Annotated in this window: 16 protein-coding genes; 12 read left to right on the top strand and 4 right to left on the bottom strand. The window is 32.2% G+C overall.

What is annotated here, in order from left to right; translation table 11 throughout:
- The coding region (locus HY987_RS05915) for a hypothetical protein (protein ID WP_292756588.1) at positions 1-268 on the bottom strand (268 nt) is incomplete at its 3' end.
- Between the two features lie 570 nt (positions 269-838).
- Between HY987_RS05915 and HY987_RS05910 the strand changes: the two genes are divergently transcribed.
- Both HY987_RS05910 and HY987_RS05905 read left to right on the top strand, forming a co-directional pair.
- The gene (locus tag HY987_RS05910; RefSeq protein WP_292756586.1) at positions 839-1,219 is read left to right on the top strand and encodes a lasso peptide biosynthesis B2 protein; all 381 of its coding nucleotides are present in this window, start codon (positions 839-841) and stop codon (positions 1,217-1,219) included.
- 42 nt (positions 1,220-1,261) lie between these two features.
- Positions 1,262-3,076, top strand: a complete 1,815-nt coding sequence (locus HY987_RS05905) for an ABC transporter ATP-binding protein (RefSeq protein ID WP_292756583.1) — start codon at positions 1,262-1,264, stop codon at positions 3,074-3,076.
- 7 nt (positions 3,077-3,083) lie between these two features.
- Here HY987_RS05905 and HY987_RS05900 read toward each other — a convergent pair whose 3' ends face one another.
- On the bottom strand, positions 3,084-3,497 hold the full coding sequence (locus HY987_RS05900) for a hypothetical protein (RefSeq protein WP_292756581.1): 414 nt from the start codon (positions 3,495-3,497) through the stop codon (positions 3,084-3,086).
- 84 nt (positions 3,498-3,581) lie between these two features.
- Here HY987_RS05900 and HY987_RS05895 point away from each other — a divergent pair, with 84 nt between their 5' ends.
- From HY987_RS05895 to HY987_RS05850, 10 genes are all read left to right on the top strand, one after another.
- On the top strand, positions 3,582-4,739 hold the full coding sequence (locus tag HY987_RS05895; RefSeq protein WP_292756580.1) for a nucleotidyltransferase family protein: 1,158 nt from the start codon (positions 3,582-3,584) through the stop codon (positions 4,737-4,739).
- Positions 4,740-4,801: 62 nt separating this feature from the next.
- On the top strand, positions 4,802-5,743 hold the full coding sequence (locus HY987_RS05890) for an NAD(P)-dependent oxidoreductase (protein ID WP_292756578.1): 942 nt from the start codon (positions 4,802-4,804) through the stop codon (positions 5,741-5,743).
- Positions 5,744-5,782: 39 nt separating this feature from the next.
- A complete protein-coding gene (locus HY987_RS05885; RefSeq protein WP_292756576.1) occupies positions 5,783-6,772 on the top strand; it encodes an NAD-dependent epimerase/dehydratase family protein in 990 nt (329 codons plus the stop codon).
- A gap of 5 nt (positions 6,773-6,777) precedes the next feature.
- A complete protein-coding gene (locus HY987_RS05880; RefSeq protein WP_292756574.1) occupies positions 6,778-7,950 on the top strand; it encodes a glycosyltransferase in 1,173 nt (390 codons plus the stop codon).
- Positions 7,951-7,961: 11 nt separating this feature from the next.
- On the top strand, positions 7,962-9,011 hold the full coding sequence (locus HY987_RS05875; protein WP_292756572.1) for a Gfo/Idh/MocA family oxidoreductase: 1,050 nt from the start codon (positions 7,962-7,964) through the stop codon (positions 9,009-9,011).
- The gene (locus tag HY987_RS05870; RefSeq protein ID WP_292756571.1) at positions 9,012-10,364 is read left to right on the top strand and encodes a hypothetical protein; all 1,353 of its coding nucleotides are present in this window, start codon (positions 9,012-9,014) and stop codon (positions 10,362-10,364) included.
- Positions 10,365-10,377: 13 nt separating this feature from the next.
- Positions 10,378-11,514 carry a glycosyltransferase gene (locus HY987_RS05865; RefSeq protein ID WP_292756569.1) on the top strand — a complete coding sequence of 379 codons (1,137 nt, stop codon included), beginning with the start codon at positions 10,378-10,380 and terminating at the stop codon, positions 11,512-11,514.
- Positions 11,515-11,598: 84 nt separating this feature from the next.
- Complete coding sequence (locus tag HY987_RS05860) at positions 11,599-12,330, top strand: class I SAM-dependent methyltransferase (protein ID WP_292756567.1); 732 nt, start codon at positions 11,599-11,601, stop codon at positions 12,328-12,330.
- A gap of 1 nt (position 12,331) precedes the next feature.
- Positions 12,332-13,501, top strand: coding sequence for a glycosyltransferase family 4 protein (locus HY987_RS05855; RefSeq protein WP_292756565.1), 1,170 nt, complete (start codon positions 12,332-12,334; stop codon positions 13,499-13,501).
- Between the two features lie 32 nt (positions 13,502-13,533).
- Positions 13,534-15,687 carry a DUF2206 domain-containing protein gene (locus tag HY987_RS05850; protein WP_292756563.1) on the top strand — a complete coding sequence of 718 codons (2,154 nt, stop codon included), beginning with the start codon at positions 13,534-13,536 and terminating at the stop codon, positions 15,685-15,687.
- Positions 15,688-16,159: 472 nt separating this feature from the next.
- Here the strand turns inward: HY987_RS05850 and HY987_RS05845 are convergent, their stop codons facing one another.
- Both HY987_RS05845 and HY987_RS05840 read right to left on the bottom strand, forming a co-directional pair.
- Positions 16,160-17,635: an oligosaccharide flippase family protein gene (locus tag HY987_RS05845; RefSeq protein WP_292756561.1), complete on the bottom strand. Its 1,476-nt coding sequence runs from the start codon at positions 17,633-17,635 to the stop codon at positions 16,160-16,162.
- 25 nt (positions 17,636-17,660) lie between these two features.
- Complete coding sequence (locus HY987_RS05840) at positions 17,661-18,773, bottom strand: glycosyltransferase family 4 protein (protein WP_292756559.1); 1,113 nt, start codon at positions 18,771-18,773, stop codon at positions 17,661-17,663.
- Between the last annotated feature and the right edge of the window lie 60 nt (positions 18,774-18,833).

Below are 18,833 nucleotides of genomic sequence, written 5' to 3'. Positions count from 1 at the left end.
TTTCTGTGGGTTGTGTTGTGGGTGTGGTTTGTTCTGTGGGTGGTTGTCCGTCTGCTGTTCCCCAGATTTCTGTGGGTTGTGTTGTGGGTGTGGTTTGTTCTGTGGGTGGTTGTCCGTCTGCTGTTCCCCAGATTTCAATTACCATGGGTTCTGTTACTTGTATTGCACTAGCAGCTGTTGCAGTTCCACTTGCAATTATTATAATTAATAAGGTGAATAAGAATAAACTCAGGGTTCTTTCTGCATTGAATTGTAGGTTATTGCTCATTTTTTCCACCCCTTCAAATATAATGACATGACTGTAACGATTTTTCGGTCGTTACTTTCTTCATATAAATACTTAGTTTCACAAAGGGTTATAATTTCATGAGTTTTTAGTGACAATAATCACAATAGTTTGTGATAATGCTCACAAAGAGTACTGATCTTTTCTATTAATAAGGATTATTATCCAATTTTAAGGCCCTATATTAATGTTTGGTGCATTTATGGTTGTATCAACATTCTAAAACTCTATCCAGTTTTTAATTATTCATTTAAATTTTATTTGTTTAATAATATTTTTCTAAAAACAGAATACTCTATTATTTATAGTTTTAAAACATTTTCATCGTATTATAATAATTTTACAATGATCATGGGATTCATACCATGTTTTTAAAGATTAATAAAACATTACTGTACAAAAATATGATATATGATGCTGTAAGATGAATAATAAGTTGATCGTAGCAAAATCATAAATTCAAACTATTTCGATATGTATTTCAAATAATGTAGTATTGGTAATATGGGAATTATTTCAAATTTTATAAAATTACCTCCCAGGGATAAACTGGTGGCTATCGAGGCATTATTCTGGGTAATCGTGATCAGACTCATGGTCTGGATATTTCCCTTTAAATTTGTGCAGAAAAGCGTGCAGAAGATCGCCAATTACTTCCTCTCTTCAGACAATGTTCATATAGTGTCTATTTCCAGTTTGAGGGTGATAATAGTTGTTGTTAGTAGATACGTGCCCCGAGCAACCTGCCTGGTACAGGCAATGGCAGGATACATATTATTCTCCAAGTATGGTTACACCACTTCTATTAAAATAGGAGTATTGGATCAAAATGGTGAGTTTGAAGCCCACGCCTGGCTTGAAAATGGTAATTCTGTGGTTTTAGGGGAATCTGAGAAGGATTTTAAAACTATAATGGATATTAGCATGGACTAAATATAAAATTTTATATAGGTTAAATAATTAGAGGAGATTTATTTGGGGAATAATAAATACAAAAACAGCCTTCTAGGTCAGTACACCAGAAATTTAACAGAGTTAATGCCCAGAAAAGTTGCTCTGGCCATAGCCTTGATGGTTGTCATCAGTTTCAACGAGGCAGTTAGCTTGCTGATTCTAATTCCCCTCCTACAACTGGTGGGCCTGGACGTGGGTCAGGGGTCACTGGGACAACTTGCAGGATTAGTATCATCATTTTTCACGGCTTTGGGTTTGCAACCAACTCTAATCATGGTTTTGGTTATTTATGTATTGGTGATAAGCTTAAGTGCATTTTTAACCCGATACCAGACCATTAAAACATCCCAAATCCAGTACGAATTCGCCGCCCACCTCAGAAAACGCCTTTATAATTCCATTATTAATTCTTCATGGTTGTTTTTTTCTAGAATGAAGACCTCAAACTTCGCCCATGCACTTACCAATGAGATTGACAGAATAAGTGTGGGGACTGGTCAGTTTTTAACTTTCATTGCCAGTATCATGATTTTGGTGGTGTACATTGTCTTTGCCTTAGAACTGGCTGGACTCCTCACGGGTGTTATTTTTGCAGTGGGAATTGCCATTCTTTTAATCCTTAGGAGAAGGGCTTCCAAGTCTCGGTCCAGTGGTGAGGAGATAACCACAACTACAAGGGATATATATTATTCTATAATGCAGCACTTGGATGGTATGAAAACCATCAAGAGCTTTGGAATGCAGGAAAAAAACATCCAGGTTTTTTCCGACCAGACTAACCAGGTTGCCAGTAATTATCTGGAAACCATTAAAAGCTACGCTGATGTTAAATTGTTATTTGATGTTGGTACTGTGATTGTACTGGCTATTATGGTCCTGGTCCTTATTCAGGTAATCAAGTTACCCACAGCTAGTTTATTTTTATTGATATACCTCTTCGTGAGGATGATTCCTCTGTTTTCATCTATCCAGCGTGCCTATCAGTACTTTATCAATATGTTACCAGCCTTCCGGAATGTGATGGATCTGGAAGAGCAGTGCCTGGAAAATAGTGAGATTGCTGGTTCTGGAGATACCGTTGAGGGAGAACTTGAACTTAAAAAGGAGATCCGCTTTGAAGATGTCACTTTTTCATATAGGAGTGAAGAACATTTCACCATAAAAGATATGAAACTCAAGATCCCTGCTGGTAAGACAACAGCCATAGCAGGACCATCTGGTGCAGGTAAGAGTACAGTGGCTGATCTGGTCATGGGACTCATACAGCCCGACGGAGGAAAGGTGGCTGTGGATAAATGGATTGTTTCTGATAAGTTACTCACATACTGGAGAAACAGGATCGGATACGTGGCCCAGGAGACTTTTCTTTTCAATGAAAGTATTAGATTTAACCTGCTACTGGCCTGTCCGGATGCAGAGGAAGATGATCTCAAGGAAGCCCTGAAACTGGCTGCGGCCTATGATTTTGTCTTTAAACTTCCTGAAGGATTGGGCACCATAATAGGAGATAGGGGTGTCAGATTGTCAGGGGGTGAACGGCAACGCCTTGCACTGGCACGGGCTTTATTGCGAAAACCATCCCTATTAATAATGGATGAAGCCACCAGTAACCTGGATTCAGAGAACGAGAAAAAGATATTGAAGGCCATTGAAAACCTTCACGGTGACATAACTATCTTAATGATTGCCCACCGGCTTTCCACCATTAAAAACGCGGATTATATTTATCTAATTGATGGTGGAAAGATTATGGAGTCGGGGACCTGGGATGAATTATTGAAAAATGAAAAAGGTTGGTTCTGGGATATCTGTGGGGTGCAGGGTGTCAATAGGTGATTTAGATTTAATATTCCCCTTTTGCAGATAATATTTTAACCTCAAATTTAGCTATTTTCTTATCAGGATCATCAAACCGAGCATAGAAAGATGACTTTCCATTAGCGGGTATATTTTGAGGGTTTAAATAGGGTGTATCATTAACTGCAAACACAGTATCGTTTGAATAATAAGTGGTAACTGTTATTTTAGTATCCAGGGCTTCAAAGGGGTTTTGGTTTAATATAGATCCACTTACATAGTAAAGTGAGTCATTATTCTCGCTGCGATTACCGACACTATTGGAAACTTTAATTGCATCCATGGATATTTTCTTCTCCCCCCATGTGTTATTGGCTTTGGTGTTATCTATACACCCTGAGTTGGCTAATATAATTAGGATAAAAGAAAAGATGAAAATAGCCGATAGTTTTTTTCCCATATTAATCACTTAATCTTTATACTAACTATAAAATATAATGGATCAAATAAGTTTTTTCATTAATATTTTTATTTGAGTGATCCAATGGCTAGAAAATATGATCTGAAACCAGAAGACCAATTACTTCTTAATTGCTCTTTAACTCAGGCTTCTGAGGGTAATGTAAAAAAGATCAAACAATTAAGTGCCATGAATCTAGACTGGGACTATTTAATTAACATGGCTTATTTGCATCGTATAAGCCCTTTATTATACTGGCACTTGAATAAAATATCTCCGGATGCAATCCCCAGCAATTTGAAAATGGAGTTACAGAAACATTTCCATAAAAATGTCCGGAAAAATCTTGGAATGTTCAAAGAACTTCTGGAAGTCATTGATGTACTGCAGAAACAGGGCATCACCCCTATACCTTATAAAGGCCCAGCACTAGCAATAATGACTTACAAAAACCTTGGATTCCGCATATTCGGTGATCTGGATTTTTATGTTCCCTTAAAAGACGTGCCCAAAACAAGAAATCACCTAGTTAAAGCGGGTTATGAACTCTGGATGAACCTCACCCCTGAACAAGAAATGGCCTTCTACAAGTTTCAACGCGAATATCATTTTACAAACAAAAAAACAGGCATCACCCTGGAGATAAAATGGAAATTATTATCCATGGTTTCAATCCAGAATAAACCCTTTTTCAATAAAAACGAATTCTTAAGGGAAGTTGACCTCGATCAATTCAAGGTGAAAACCATATCTCCTGAATATTTGATATTAATTTTATCAATTCACAATGCCACTCACTCTTTTTCAAGCCTTTACAGGTTTTGTGATATTTCTGAACTTATAAAATCAGAGGATAAAATAAACTGGCAGAATCTTTTAGAAATTGCAAGTGATTTGGGTGTGCAAAGAATATTTATGATAAATCTATATATTTTAAAAGAGCTATTTGGAATAAAACCTTCAAAAGAGGTTTTAGAACAGATAAATAATGAAGATGTAGAAATCATATCTGTAATTATTATTAAAAGATTATTCACACCAAAAACATTGGGAATGTTGGAGAAAGTCATTTTTCACATGAAAATACGTGAAAAAAGAGGAGACAAAATTAACACCATGTTAAATATGATCTTTTTACCTACACCTGGAGTGATTAGTAGTGTTTCCGTACCCAGAGTTTTTGAACCTCTTTACTACATACTCCGCGTATTCCAAATGTTAAAAAATATAATTCACCTATAATATAATTATAGTAATCAACAAAGATTCATTTCCAATACTGATGATATATAAGGGGAGTATTAATGGAAACTAAGAAAATACTGGTAACAGGTGGAGCAGGATTCATAGGAACCAATCTCGTTAACGAATTAAAGGGAAGAGGGCATGAAGTATTTGCTATTGACCTCTTACACAACAACAGAGACAACTACCAGCGCTGTGATGTGCGCAACTATCGGCAGCTTGAACGAATCTTTGAAAATAATGAATTTGATTATGTATATCACCTAGCTGCTGAATACGGCCGTTGGAACGGTGAAGAATACTACGAAAACTTGTGGCAGACTAATGTCATCGGAACCAAACACATAATCCGGTTACAGGAAAAATTGGGTTTCAGGATGATATCTTTCTCATCAGCTGAAGTTTATGGTGATTACAATGGGGTAATGAATGAAGATGTTATGTTAAACAATCCTATTAAGGACACTTACCAGATGAATGATTATGCCATAACTAAGTGGGCTGGTGAGCTTATGTGTATGAACTCTGCCACCATGTTCGGAACAGAAACCGTGCGTGTTCGCCCTGTAAACTGTTATGGGCCTCATGAAGAATATTCCCCATATAAAGGTTTCATACCTATTTTTATCTATAAAGCTCTACATAATCAACCCTATACTGTTTATAAAGGACATAAGCGCATCATTGACTACGTGGGGGACACTGCATTCACTTTTGCTAATATTGTGGATAATTTCGTCCCTGGAGAGGTTTACAATGTTGGTGGAAGAATAGAATGGGAAAAGGATATCAAAGATTATTCAGACATGGTTTTGAATGCTGTTGGTAAAGATGATTCTCTGGTTAACTATGAAGAAGCCGAAGATTTCACAACTCAGGTTAAAACCATAGACTTTTCCAAAGCAATTAAAGAATTAAAACATGACCCTAAAATAGATCCTGAAAAAGGAATTGAAAAAACCGTTGAATGGATGCGATGGTTTTATAGGGTGGAAGATTGATTAAATTTATTATCTGTTCATGCTATGTGGGAGATTTATATGGATTACACAGATTACAATGATAAAACAGTTTTAGTAACAGGTGGTGCAGGTTGCGTTGGAAGCAACCTCACAAAGAAGTTATCAGAATACGCAGGCAAGGTTATTATTCTGGATAATCTTGACTCAGCATATGAATGGAACATTCCTGAAGCTGAAAATATATCCTTTGTTAAAGGAGATATATTGGATGATGAGATGCTAAAAAGGGTTTTCAAGGAAAAACCAGACTATGTTTTCCACCTGGCAGCTCATTTCGCCAATCAAAACTCAGTGGACAACCCTGAACTTGACCTCATGGTTAACGGAATGGGTATTCTAAAAGTTTTAGAGTACGCTCATCTGGTAGGGGTGGAACGTTTCGTTTATTCATCCTCTGGATGTGGAGTATATGGATTAGACTCTAAAATGCCCTTTGAAGAACCCGATATTTCAATTAGCCTCCATACACCTTATCAAGTCACCAAACTTATAGGTGAACTTTACACTAACTATTTCCACAATCTATATGGATTACCAATTGTTAACGCCAGATTCTTCAATGTTTTTGGTCCAGGGGAAGTTCCAGGAAAGTACAGGAATGTCATTCCCAACTTCATGTACTGGTCAATGACTAATCAGGCATTGCCCATAACTGGGGATGGTTCAGAAACTCGTGACTGGACCTATGTGGATGATATTGTTAACGGTCTTCTGGCTATGGGAATTGTTGAAGAGGCTATTGGTGAAGCAATTAACCTTGGTTCAGCTGAAGAAACAAGAGTTATTGACATGGCTAATATTGTGAATGAGTTAACCGGTAACACTGAAGGAATAGCCTATGCGGCCCGCAGAGACTGGGATGCCAAAACACGGTTACTTTCTTCCATTGAAAAAGCCCGAAAAATCCTTGATTACAACCCGCAGACCGGATTTAAAGATGGTTTGAAAAAGACTCATTCTTGGTTTGTGGAAAATTGGGAAGACATCGAAAAAAGCGCTGAATTCTGATATTTATGAATATACTTGTTGTACAAGAATCCGACTGGATCCAGAGAAACCCTCATCAACAACACCACCTCATGGAAAGATTATCTTTGAGAGGGCATAAGATCCGGGTTATTGACTACGAGATCGACTGGAAAACTAATAAAAATGAAGGATTGATCTCAAAAAGAACAGTTTTCAGAGATGTTCATAAAATCCATGATGAGGCCCGGATAGATGTTATAAGACCAAGTCTACTTAAGATTCCTGGTTTGAATTATTTTTCATGGGCATGGACTAATTGGAGAGAAATTAATAGACAGATAAAGGAGTTCAAACCAGATGTAATTGTTGGGTTTGGTCTGATTAATACTTACATTGCTTCTAAGGTTGCTAAAAAACATAATATACCATTTGTTTATTATCTCATTGATGTTCTTTACACTTTAATACCTGAGAAGTCGCTGCAATACATTGGTAAACAGGTTAACAAGAAGATTATCAAAAATTCGGACTTAGTTATAACCATTAATAAGAAGCTTACAGAATTTGCTGTTAAATTAGGTTCTGATAAAGAAAAAACAATTATTATCGATGCCGGTATTGATTTTAAAAGATTTGACCATAAAATTGATGGTTTTCATATTCGCAAAAATTATGGTGTTAATGATGAGGAGTTACTTCTTTTCTTCATGGGATGGATTTACCACTTTGCAGGTGTTAAAGAAGTAGCAGAGAAAATAGGTAAAGAAAATAATAAAAATATTAAATTGATGGTTGTTGGCGATGGAGACGCTTATCCAGATTTAGTAGAGATCAGAGATAAATATCAAATGGACGATCAACTTATATTAACGGGTAAACAACCCTACAATAAGATACCGGAATTCATTGCTGCATCAAATGTCTGCATTCTCCCTGCTTATCCTGATGAAGTTATAATGCAAGATATAGTACCTATAAAAATCTATGAATATATGGCCATGAGTAAACCTGTGATAACTACTCATTTACCTGGTGTAATAGCTGAATTTGGGGAGAATAATGGTGTGGTTTATGTTAAAAATTCGAAAGATGTAGTTTCAAAATCAATTAACATGAATATTGAAAAAGAAGGCGAAAAATCCTGGAAGTTTGTAAGACACAATGACTGGGAAAAACTTACGGATTTATTTGAGAAAAGAATAAAATTGGAAAATTAGGAGGGCATTAAATGAGCGATCTTAAAGTAGGGGTCGTAGGTTGTGGCTTAATATCACAATTAAGACATATACCTGCATATAAAAAACTTAAAGGTGTTCAACTTCAAGCAGTTTGTGATTTAAATGAAGATTTAGCAAGAGAAACAGCAGAAAAATTCAAGGTTCCAAATTTTTACACTAAAACTTCAAAAATGTTTGCAGATGAAGATCTGGATATTGTTGACATTTGTGTTCCTCCCCAAATCCACGCACCAATAGCAGTTGAGGCTATGGAAAGTGGTTCTCATGTAATAATGGAAAAACCAATGGCTCTCAACGCTTCTGATTGTGAAGAGATGATAAGAATAGCTGAAGAAAAAGATTTGAAGCTTTCTGTAGTTCACAACGATCTTTTCCACCCGCCATTCATAAAAGCTAAAGAAATGGTTCATAAGGGCGAAATTGGTGAATTTAGAGGTATGAGAATATTTTTATCCACTCCAAAACATGATATGATTGATCTTAAAGATCATTGGTATCATAAACTCCCGGGGGGAGTGATTGGGGAAACAGGACCACACATATCTTACATGTCACTTGAGTTTTTGGAAAACATAAAAAATGTTGATGTATTCGCAAAGAGTTTCTTGAATTATGATTGGGCGCCGCATGATGATTTCAGGATAGAGATCGAAGCTGAAAATGGATTCAGTTCAGTAGCTTTAACATATACCACTAATTATTGGGCTGCAACAATTGATATCATTGGCAGTAAAGCCATGTTACATATAGACTTGGATGCGATGCAACTAGTTAAGCATAAACTTGGTGAATTGAGTTATATGCCGGTTGCCAAACAATCTTTAGGTCATGTAGGGCAAAGAATTGGTAGTACATTATCTACCACAATAAATGTTCTTTCTGGAAGGCAAAAAATTGGAACAGAGATTGTGGTTGAAAAATTCGTGGAGAGCATTCTTAATGGAGATCCGCTTCCTGTAGCTGCTCAGGAAGGATTGGAAGCTACTAAGTTGATGGAAGATATTGTTGGAACGTATAAGAAGAAATACGGGTTGGAATAAATGGGCGTAAGCGATTCAATAACTTTTAAGGCTTTAGGTCTCCTTTCAGCTTATAGTTCTTTTTCAAAGACATATAATTTTTTAAAAGAGTCGCAATTTTGGAGTAAGGATCAGCTTGAAGAATACCAGTTAAATAGGCTGGAAGAGTTATTGCATCATTCTTATGAGAACGTTCCGTATTATACCAGAGTTTTTAATGAAAGGGGTATTAAACCACGCGAAATTCAGGATTTTAATGATCTTGAATTATTACCCTTCTTAACAAAGGAATTAATAAGAGAAAATTTGAACGATTTAAAGGCAAAAAATGTTCCAAATAATAGATTTGAATATGTTACTACTGGAGGAACCAGTGGGGTTCCATTAGGGTTTTATTATGAAAAAGGTGTTTCGAGGGCAATAGAATGGGCTTTCATAAAAACATTATGGGATCGAGTAGGCTATAATTTCCGTGATAAGTGTTTGATACTTAAAGGAGATACAGTTGAATCGGCTAAGAAAGGAATATTTTGGAAAAATACATTTTTTGGTCGTTGGTTAGTATTATCGTCTTATCACATGACTGATGCAAATTTAGGTCATTATGTTGAAAAAATAAGAGAATTCAAACCCAGTTTCATCCAAGCTTACCCCTCAACAATTACAATTTTGGCGTATTATATGCAAAAAAATGATATAAAACCTTTTGAAAGTGTAAAATCTATTTTATGCGGATCTGAAAATATTTATCCTCATCAAAGACAACTATTGGAAAAAGTATTAGATTGTAGGGTATATACTTGGTATGGTCATTCTGAAAGAACGGTTTTAGCAGGTGAATGTGAAAAAAGCAATCACTATCATATATTCCCCGAGTACGGAATATTTGAATTAGTAGATGATGGGGGGAAAAAAGTTAAAAGTGATGATGCAATAGGAACAATTGTTGGAACCGGATTAACAAATTATGTTATGCCCCTTATTAGGTATAAAACTGATGATTTAGCGACATATTCAACTAAAAAATGCAAATGTCAAAGAAATTACCAACAAATTAAAGATGTTAAAGGAAGATGGGTTCAAGAATTCATAATTGCTAATGAGCATCGTTTAATACCGATAACTGCTCTAAATATGCATTCAAATGTCTTTGACAATGTTGAACAATTCCAATTTCATCAAGACAAAGTTGGTGAAGTTATCTTAAACATAGTGAAGAAACCTTCATACATCCAAAAAGACAGTGAGTATATTCATACAGAGCTTATGAAGAAATTAGGAGATTTATCGCTAGAACTTAAATTTGTGGATGAAATTCCTAGAACTTCACGTGGGAAATATAGATTCCTGATTCAAGAATTAAATTTCAATTAAATAAGGAGATTATATGAAGATTCTTCAAGTTATTGAATGGTTTTTTCCAAGGAGTGGTGTTGTTCAGTCTACTTACAATCTTACCAAGGAATTGATTTGTAGGGGACATGATGTTACCATAATCACTACAGATTTTGATTTTGATGAAGATTTTGCTAAGGGCCTCGAAAATGTTGAAATAATAAAATTTAAAACTATTTCCTCCAAGTTTAATTTTATTTATTCTCCATCCATGAAAATTTGGTTAAAGGAAAATTTAGAGAGTTATGATGTAATTCATCTCCAAGATTTTAGAACATACCAAAATTGGGTAGTCCACAAGTATGCAAAAAGATTTAAAATACCATATAGTCTACAAGCACATGGATCGGTATTACCTTTTTTCAGTAATGAATTGTTAAAGAAAATTTATGATTTATTTTTTGGATATGATATTTTGAATCATGCTGATAAGTTAATAGCTCTTACTGATGTGGAGGTCGAGCAGTATAAACTGATGGGTGTAGATGAGAAAAAAATTGTGATTGTACCCAATGGTATTGATATCAATCAGTTCAAAAATTTACCAAGTAAAGGTAAATTTAAAGACAATTATTGTATCCAAAAAAATGAGAGAGTAATCCTATATTTGGGCAGAATAAATAAAATAAAAGGTATAGATCTGCTTGTAAATGCTTTTTTACACTTGACAAAAGAATTAGATAACATACGTCTTGTAATTGTTGGTCCGGATAGTGGTTTTTTATCAGAATTAGAAAAACAAATAGATCCTACCATTAAAAATAAGATGTTGTTTACAGGACCTTTATATGGGAAAGATAAATTGGAAGCATATGTTGATGCTGATGTTTACGTATTACCCTCTATCTATGAAACTTTCCCCCTAACTGTGTTAGAATCATTGGCATGTGGTACTCCTGTAGTTGTTACTGATGTTTCCGGTATTTCTGATATAATTGATAATAAAGTGGGTTTTGTTGTTAAAGAATCTAATGCAATGACTAAAGCTATGTTGACTTTACTTAAAGATCCAAAATTAAGTGGAAAGTTTTCTGTTAATGGAAAAAAAGTAATAAAAGAGGAGTTTAGTTTAGAAATTGTAGTGGAAAAAATGGAATGTGTTTATAAAGAAATAATTCACAAATATTGAATTAATTTATGGACAAAGAATTTTTTATATTTTAGGTTAAAAATGATAGTAATCCATCAATTATATTGTTGTTGGGGTATTTTTATGAATGTCAAAAGTTTTTATAATGAAAGAGAAGTTGAAGGAAGTTCAGGATACCTCAGAAAAAAAGTATTAAAAATTATCAGTACACATCAAATAAAAGCGGATAAATATCTTGATATTGGAAATGGGAATGGGGATTTCACATTAATGATAGGAAATGAAATACATTCTAACGAAATTTTTGGTATTGATATTAGCAATGAGGCCGTAAGGCTCGCTAAAGAGAAAGGTATTAATTCATTTGCTATGAATATTAATAGCCAACAACTTCCTTTTCCGAATGATTATCTTGATCTGATAACGGCAATGGACATTATCGAGCATTTAACGAATTCAGACAACTTATTAAATGAAGTTTTTAGAGTATTGAAACCAGGAGGTGTATTTTTGGTTTCATCACCTAATATTGGAAGTTGGTTAGCAATAATTAGCCTTTTATTTGGTTATCTGCCGCCTGCTTATGAAATAAGTCTTGAGCATAGAATAGGAAAACCATTTGGCGAAAAGGTAAAAATACCTTTGGCTGAAAAACCTATTGGCCATATTAAACCGTATAACCTTAGATCCCTTAAAGAACATTTAGAAATCGTTGGGTTTAACATTCAAGATATACAATCAACAAAATTAATTAATGATAAGGGAGTTTTAAGATCTTTAAGCTTATTGGACGGATTTTTTTCGAAGATTAAGATTTATGCATCAGGGATAATCATCTTAGCCAAAAAGGAGTAATATGAATAAAATTAATATACTGTACTTCAGTTCTTCAAGAGGTATTGGCATTACCTATCATTTAACAGAGTATATTCAAGTACTTAAAAGAAAAGGTGTAAATATAATAGCAGTATATGGTGGGCCTATTGAAGGAAAACAATTTGATCTAATTAAATCATTGAATGAAAATAATATTATTAATCTTCACATCCCTCAATTAGAGAGCATTAATCCAGTTCATATTATAAAAAACATTATTTTTATTGCAAGGTTAATTGATGAAAATGATGTAAATATAATTCAATGTCAAGGAAATATCAATTTAATTATAACCTTTTTTGCAACGAAAGTATCAAATAAAAAAACTAGAAAATTCACTTATTTCCATTCATTTCCACTCAACTATTTTAAAAATATAAATAATCAAAATATTATTCTACATATTCTAATGGTATTTTATAATTATTTCCTTGATTGTGTGTTTCCTGTATCTAATCAAACCCGGAAAAGTCTGTTAGATGCTGGTTTAAATCATGAAAAGGCCGTAGTTATCCATAATGGACTAGATTTTGTGAAAATTAATAAGTTTAAGAGTAAAAATCTCAATAAAGATGAAAAAAAGATTTTGGATAGAATTGGAAACAAAAAATATGTTATATATGCTGCTCAGTTAGAGGAACATAAAGGGCATAAAATATTGTTAAATTCATTTAAACTACTTTCAAATCATTTAAAAGACGTTAAATTAGTTATAGTGGGTGATGGTAGCCTTAGGGATGAATTAATTTCTTTTTCAGTAGATTGTGGGCTCGAAGAAGTTGTTAATTTCACTGGTAAATTAGAATACGAAACAACTATTAAATTAATGTCTAAATCTTATTTTGCAGTAGTGTCTTCATTTTCAGAAACATTTTGTCATGCAATGATTGAACCTATGGCTTTAGGAAAGCCAGTGATAACGACTAATGTTGGGGTTGCTGAAGAAACTATTTATGATGGTTATAATGGTTTCATAGTTCCTGTTGGTGACTCCTATGAAATGTCAAAAAAGATTAATTATTTGATTGAGAATCCTATTATTACAGAGAAAATGGGAGCAAATGCTAAAAAAACTGTAGAAAAAAAGTTTTCGAATGAGGTTATATCTGAAAAATTATTAAAGATTTATAATGAATTATTAAAGACTTAAACAGTACAATAAATTTTATATTAATGATTACCATGTTAACAATTGATAATATATTCCAAATTAATGATTGGAAATTAAAAAAGTTTTTAAGTTTAGTGCTATCAATCCAGGTCATTCTTTTAGGTTCTATCATACTGCCTATGTTCAACATAAGATTACCATTTGTTACTGAAGTTATTGGTTTTATTTACTTAACATTTGTTCCAGGATTCCTAATACTTAGAATACTGAAAATTCATGATTTAAGCAGTATGGAGTCTATTTCTTATGCAATGGGATTAAGCTTAACTGCCCTAATGATCATCGGGTTTTCATCTAACCTTATTTATCCTATTTTAGGCATAAATAAACCTCTTTCGCCCTTTTATTTAATTTTAACAATGACTATTTTTACAATAATCCTGTGTATCATATCATATTTTCGTGATGATGGATTTCATTTAAATAAAAAGATTAATATAAATCCAGTTAACCTATTCATCTTATTGTTACCTTTTATTGCAATAATTGGCACATTTTTCATGAATTATTATCAGAATAATTTCATAATGTTGTTATTTATATTGATTATATCCATTATCCCACTTTTGGTTGTTTTTGGTAAAATAAAAAGTGAATATTATCCTTTAGCGATATTTGTTGTTTCTTTGGCTCTTTTATTTCACAGATCTCTAATATCCCAGTATGTTTGGGGTTGGGATATAAATTTTGAATATTATTATGCTTCAATTGTTTTGAATAATTCATTATTGAGTTATATGTCTTCTTCCACACCTAATTCTATGTTAAGTGTTGTTATTATTGCTCCGTTTTATTCAATCTTTACCAATATAAGTCTTAACTATGTTTTCAAAGTCATATACCCATTTATTTATTCTTTCGTACCACTAATATTATATCAAATATATAAAAAACAAACTTCAGCGAAAATTGCTTTTTTAGCTTGTTTTTTCTTTGTTTCGGTATTTGTATTCTATGAAGAAATGCCACAGCTTGCAAAACAACAAATAGCTGAGTTATTCTTTGTATTACTATTGTTATTGATAGTAGATGCTAAGATTGAAAAAATCAAAAAATCCATATTATTTTTAATTTTCGCAGTAAGTTTAATAGTTTCACATTATGGATTAACTTATATTTTCATATTGATGCTTGTCATTTCTGTGTTAATTCTTTCAATGATTGATAATAGTCGATTTGAAAAAATATTTAGTAATATAAAACATTCAGTTAATTCGAATTCTCTCAATAACAATATAACATTAACCTTTCTGCTCTTTTTTGTAACCTTTACTTTGGCTTGGTATATTTATCTTACATCTTCTTTAACGTTTATCTCGTTAGTATCATTGGTAAACAAAATTTCAAGTGGAATATTCACAGATATTTTTAATGTGGGAGGTTCAACTCAAGGTTTAAGTCTGATTCAATCAGGAACCAGTTCTTTATTTAGCAAAATAAGTAAATACATTCATTTGTTAAGTCAATTTTTTATTTCATTTGCTTTAATAATGATTATTATGGGCAGATCAAAATTCAAATTTGATAGAATCTTTTTAGCGTTTATATTTTCAAGTTTCATAATTCTATTGGCAGGAATATTTATTCCATATTTCGGATCTAGTTTGAACACTTCTCGATTGTATCATATTTCTTTATTAATAATAGCACCGATGTTTGTCATTGGGTTAATTATGTTTTTACAAGTAATTAATGACATATTAGGTTCAAAAATTCATATTAAACAATTTAACTACCACATTGTCGCTGTTTTCATAATGGTCTTATTTTTGTTCAATACTGGATTTATATATCAAATAGTTGGTGAATCGAGTAATATATCCTTTGAAAATAAGGTTGATTACCCTATTTTTAATGATAAGGATGTAGCAAGTGCAAAATGGATTAATAATTTAACACTTAACACTAAACAAATTTTGTATGCGGATGATAATGCATATAATCTTTTTGCGCAAATTCGAGGTACCCCTGGTCTGTTACGTCAAAATATTTCTTTACCTCGAAACTCGGTTGTATATGCAGATACAAGGAATATTGTTGATGATCGATTCCAGATTAATGGACAATTTTATAATAAAACTTTAGTTCAATTCCGTGAAAGAAAAATGTTTGAATTAAATAAAATTTATGATAATGGTGGTTCTCAGATATTTTTTAATAGTTAATATTAAGTAAGTCTATTATTTTTTTTTAAAATTCTAAAATTGAATATTGGCCTTCATGTGCATGTTTTCGTGGTAGGGGATGTTAATATTTCTTTTAGGCTCCAAATGTGATTGGTGATTTCCATAGACTCTTATTAATTCATATAGCTCATGCATTCAAAAACTTTCACAGCCAAAAATTGTCTCTTCATCAGTTCTTAAATCGTGTAATATTCTGGTAGAACGTGAAGTGAAACTTTTAGAGCATGTTCTGCAATATTTTATGAACAATACTATTTTGGGTCTTGTAAGCCATTACTAAAATCTGTCTTTTCATTTTTCCCGTAATCTGCACAGTTTTATTAGGACAAGCCAATCCACAAAACCAGGTTTAGGGCCACACTCATGAACTACACTTCTCTAGCATAATGATAAAATAATATATAAAACTTCTAGTATTCTAAAGGGTCAATACCAAAATTGATAAATATAATTAAATATCAAAATTAAATGATTTTAGTAAATTTTTTATAAATAAAACTTCTTTCTTACCAATTCCTTTTAGGATTAACATTATAATTAAATAAACTAAAAAAGAAGTCATAATGAAAAATATTATGTCAAATAATTGTATAGGGTTCAAAATACAATATAAAATTAAAATAGGAATTGATGAGATAATGGTCTTAAAAATGAATATATAACTAATTTTTATATTTACATATTCGTTAGATTTGTAAGCAACTACAAAAAATGCTAAAACGTATGAAATCAATGTTGCTATTGCTGCACCTAATATTCCTATTATAGGTATCAAGATTAGATTTAGTATCAAATTTATGACTGCAGCACCAGTCCAAGTGATGCCAACAATTTTCGTCTTTTTTTTCAAGACTATTATGTTCACTATTATGTTATATAGGCCGACCACTAAAAAAGTTAAAGCAGTAAATGGGGTTATAAAAAAAGAGTAATTTGCGATTTCAGTTGTTGTTAATATTGTTAATAATGGTTTAGATAGTGTTGAAAGGCCGAAAAAAACAGGTATTCCAATAAATAAATAATATTTGATTGAATTCTTAATCAATCCTTCAACGTATGAGTGTTCTTCTTCTCCATGACCTTTAGATATCGAAGTTAATATTATAGATGATATGGGGGCATATATCATTGAAAGGAGGTTTCCTAGGGTATAAGCAGGCGAGTACAAACCGACAAAGGTAATTCCGATTATTATTCCAATCAAATAACGGTCACTTGAATTAATTACCCAATCAGAGATAGTTGAAGGTATAATTGGTAGGCCTAATGATAAATATTCTTTAATATTGTTTAATCGGGGGAATATTATTCCAATATTGTATATTATTTGTGAAAGGCTTATGATTAACAATATAAGTTCTGACAAGATACTTCCGATTAACGCACCGTAAATTCCATAGTGTAAAAAAACAACAAAAAAAGATACAATGATGATGTTTATTGAAACTTTTGTAAATGATAATAGACCATAAGTTTTTATTTTCTGTAAACCAATAAAAAAATTTAAAATAAGTGTATTTAGAGTAATGAAAAGGATGTATGCTGATAAAATTTTAACTAAATTAGAATTATCATCAAATAGTAAGTTGGCGATCTGGTCTGACATTAAAAAAATTAGACTTGACACTAATAAACCTGACATTATCACGATAAAGAAAATCGAATAAAAACATTCTTTTATTTTATCTTTATTTTTTTCTCCAGAAACATATCTTAACATGGAGATATTCAAACCTAATAAAGCAAATATGGTTGTTAATCCTGTAGTAGTTGTAATTTGAACCCAAAGACCATACTCATTTAGGGGCATGTTTTTTGTTAGTATTGCGAGTAATAATATTGTACTTAAATTTATAATTATATTAATCAAGAACATGCCAGATGTGTTTTTGGCAAATTTGTTATATTTAGGGGAATGGGTTGTCATTTATATTTCTTGGCCTTTTGATGGATTATTTCTTAGACATAGATCTTTGGTAGACTTCAATTGTTTTTTTTGCTATGTTATCCCACGAAAGATCAGTTTTAAGTTTATTCTGGGCATTTTCACCCATTTTTTTTCTTAATTTTTTATCATTCAATAATTTTATTATAGCTTTAGCTAAGGATTTAGAGTCTTTAGGTGGAACTATTAAACCGGTTTCACAGTTGTCAACAATTTCCGGCATTGCACCAACTCTAGTAATAACCACAGGTTTTTTGAAACCATAAGCAGTTGAAATTACAGCACTTTGTGAAGTTTCAATGTATGGTAAAACCACCAAACTACATTTCTGTAATAATTCAGCTCCGAATTTCCACGAAATACGATAAGGGTATAAAACAAAGTAATTGTCATCACTAATCTGTCTTTTACAAAGTTCAAAATATTCTCTATTTGTTTTTCCTTCGCCCGTTTGGCCAGCTATAACAATTTTAAAGTTAGGAAATTCTCTTTTGATTAATGGTGCAGCTTTTATAAGATAGATTAGTCCTTTATGAAGTCCAATCCATCCAAAAAATAAAATTGAGTCATCTTCTTTAATATCCTCGTCGTAATATTTTAAAAAGGGCTTAACATTTATTTCACCCATTTTTATTGGATAGACTGCATCTGCTGGAAAATCATTAGATCTTAAAAAAATTTCTTTCAGCTTTTTGCCATGTACAATAATAGCACTAGATTTTTTTTTTAAATAAAATTGTACAAATCTAGTTAATAGTGGATTAACACCAGGATGGACCCTTACATCATGAAATGTCGATATTAATGTATGTTTTTTAAGGAATGGGAGAATTATAATAGATAATGGGTCTCCTCCTTGAATATGGATTATATCTGGTTCCATTTGACGTATTTTTTTTATTAAATTTATCAATATATTAATATTTGAGAGTAATAATTTAAAGCTTTTTAATTTCCTTTTTGTTAGTATTAATACATCATTTTCAATATATTCTCCAAATTCATCCAAATCCTCCTTGTCAACTAAAATTATAAGTTTTTCTCCTTTATTGTTTAATGAATTACCCAGTTGAATAGTATAGTCAATGGGTAATCCTCCACTAATAATTAATACGCGCATTTTTTCCCTATCTTTTCCTGTTATTATAAAAGCTTTTTTAATATAGTATCCAATTTAAGT

The organism is Methanobacterium sp., assembly GCF_016217785.1.
GTDB lineage: Archaea > Methanobacteriota > Methanobacteria > Methanobacteriales > Methanobacteriaceae > Methanobacterium.
The sequence above is the reverse complement of the archived record's forward strand: the minus strand, read 5'-3'. Positions and strand labels throughout refer to the sequence as shown.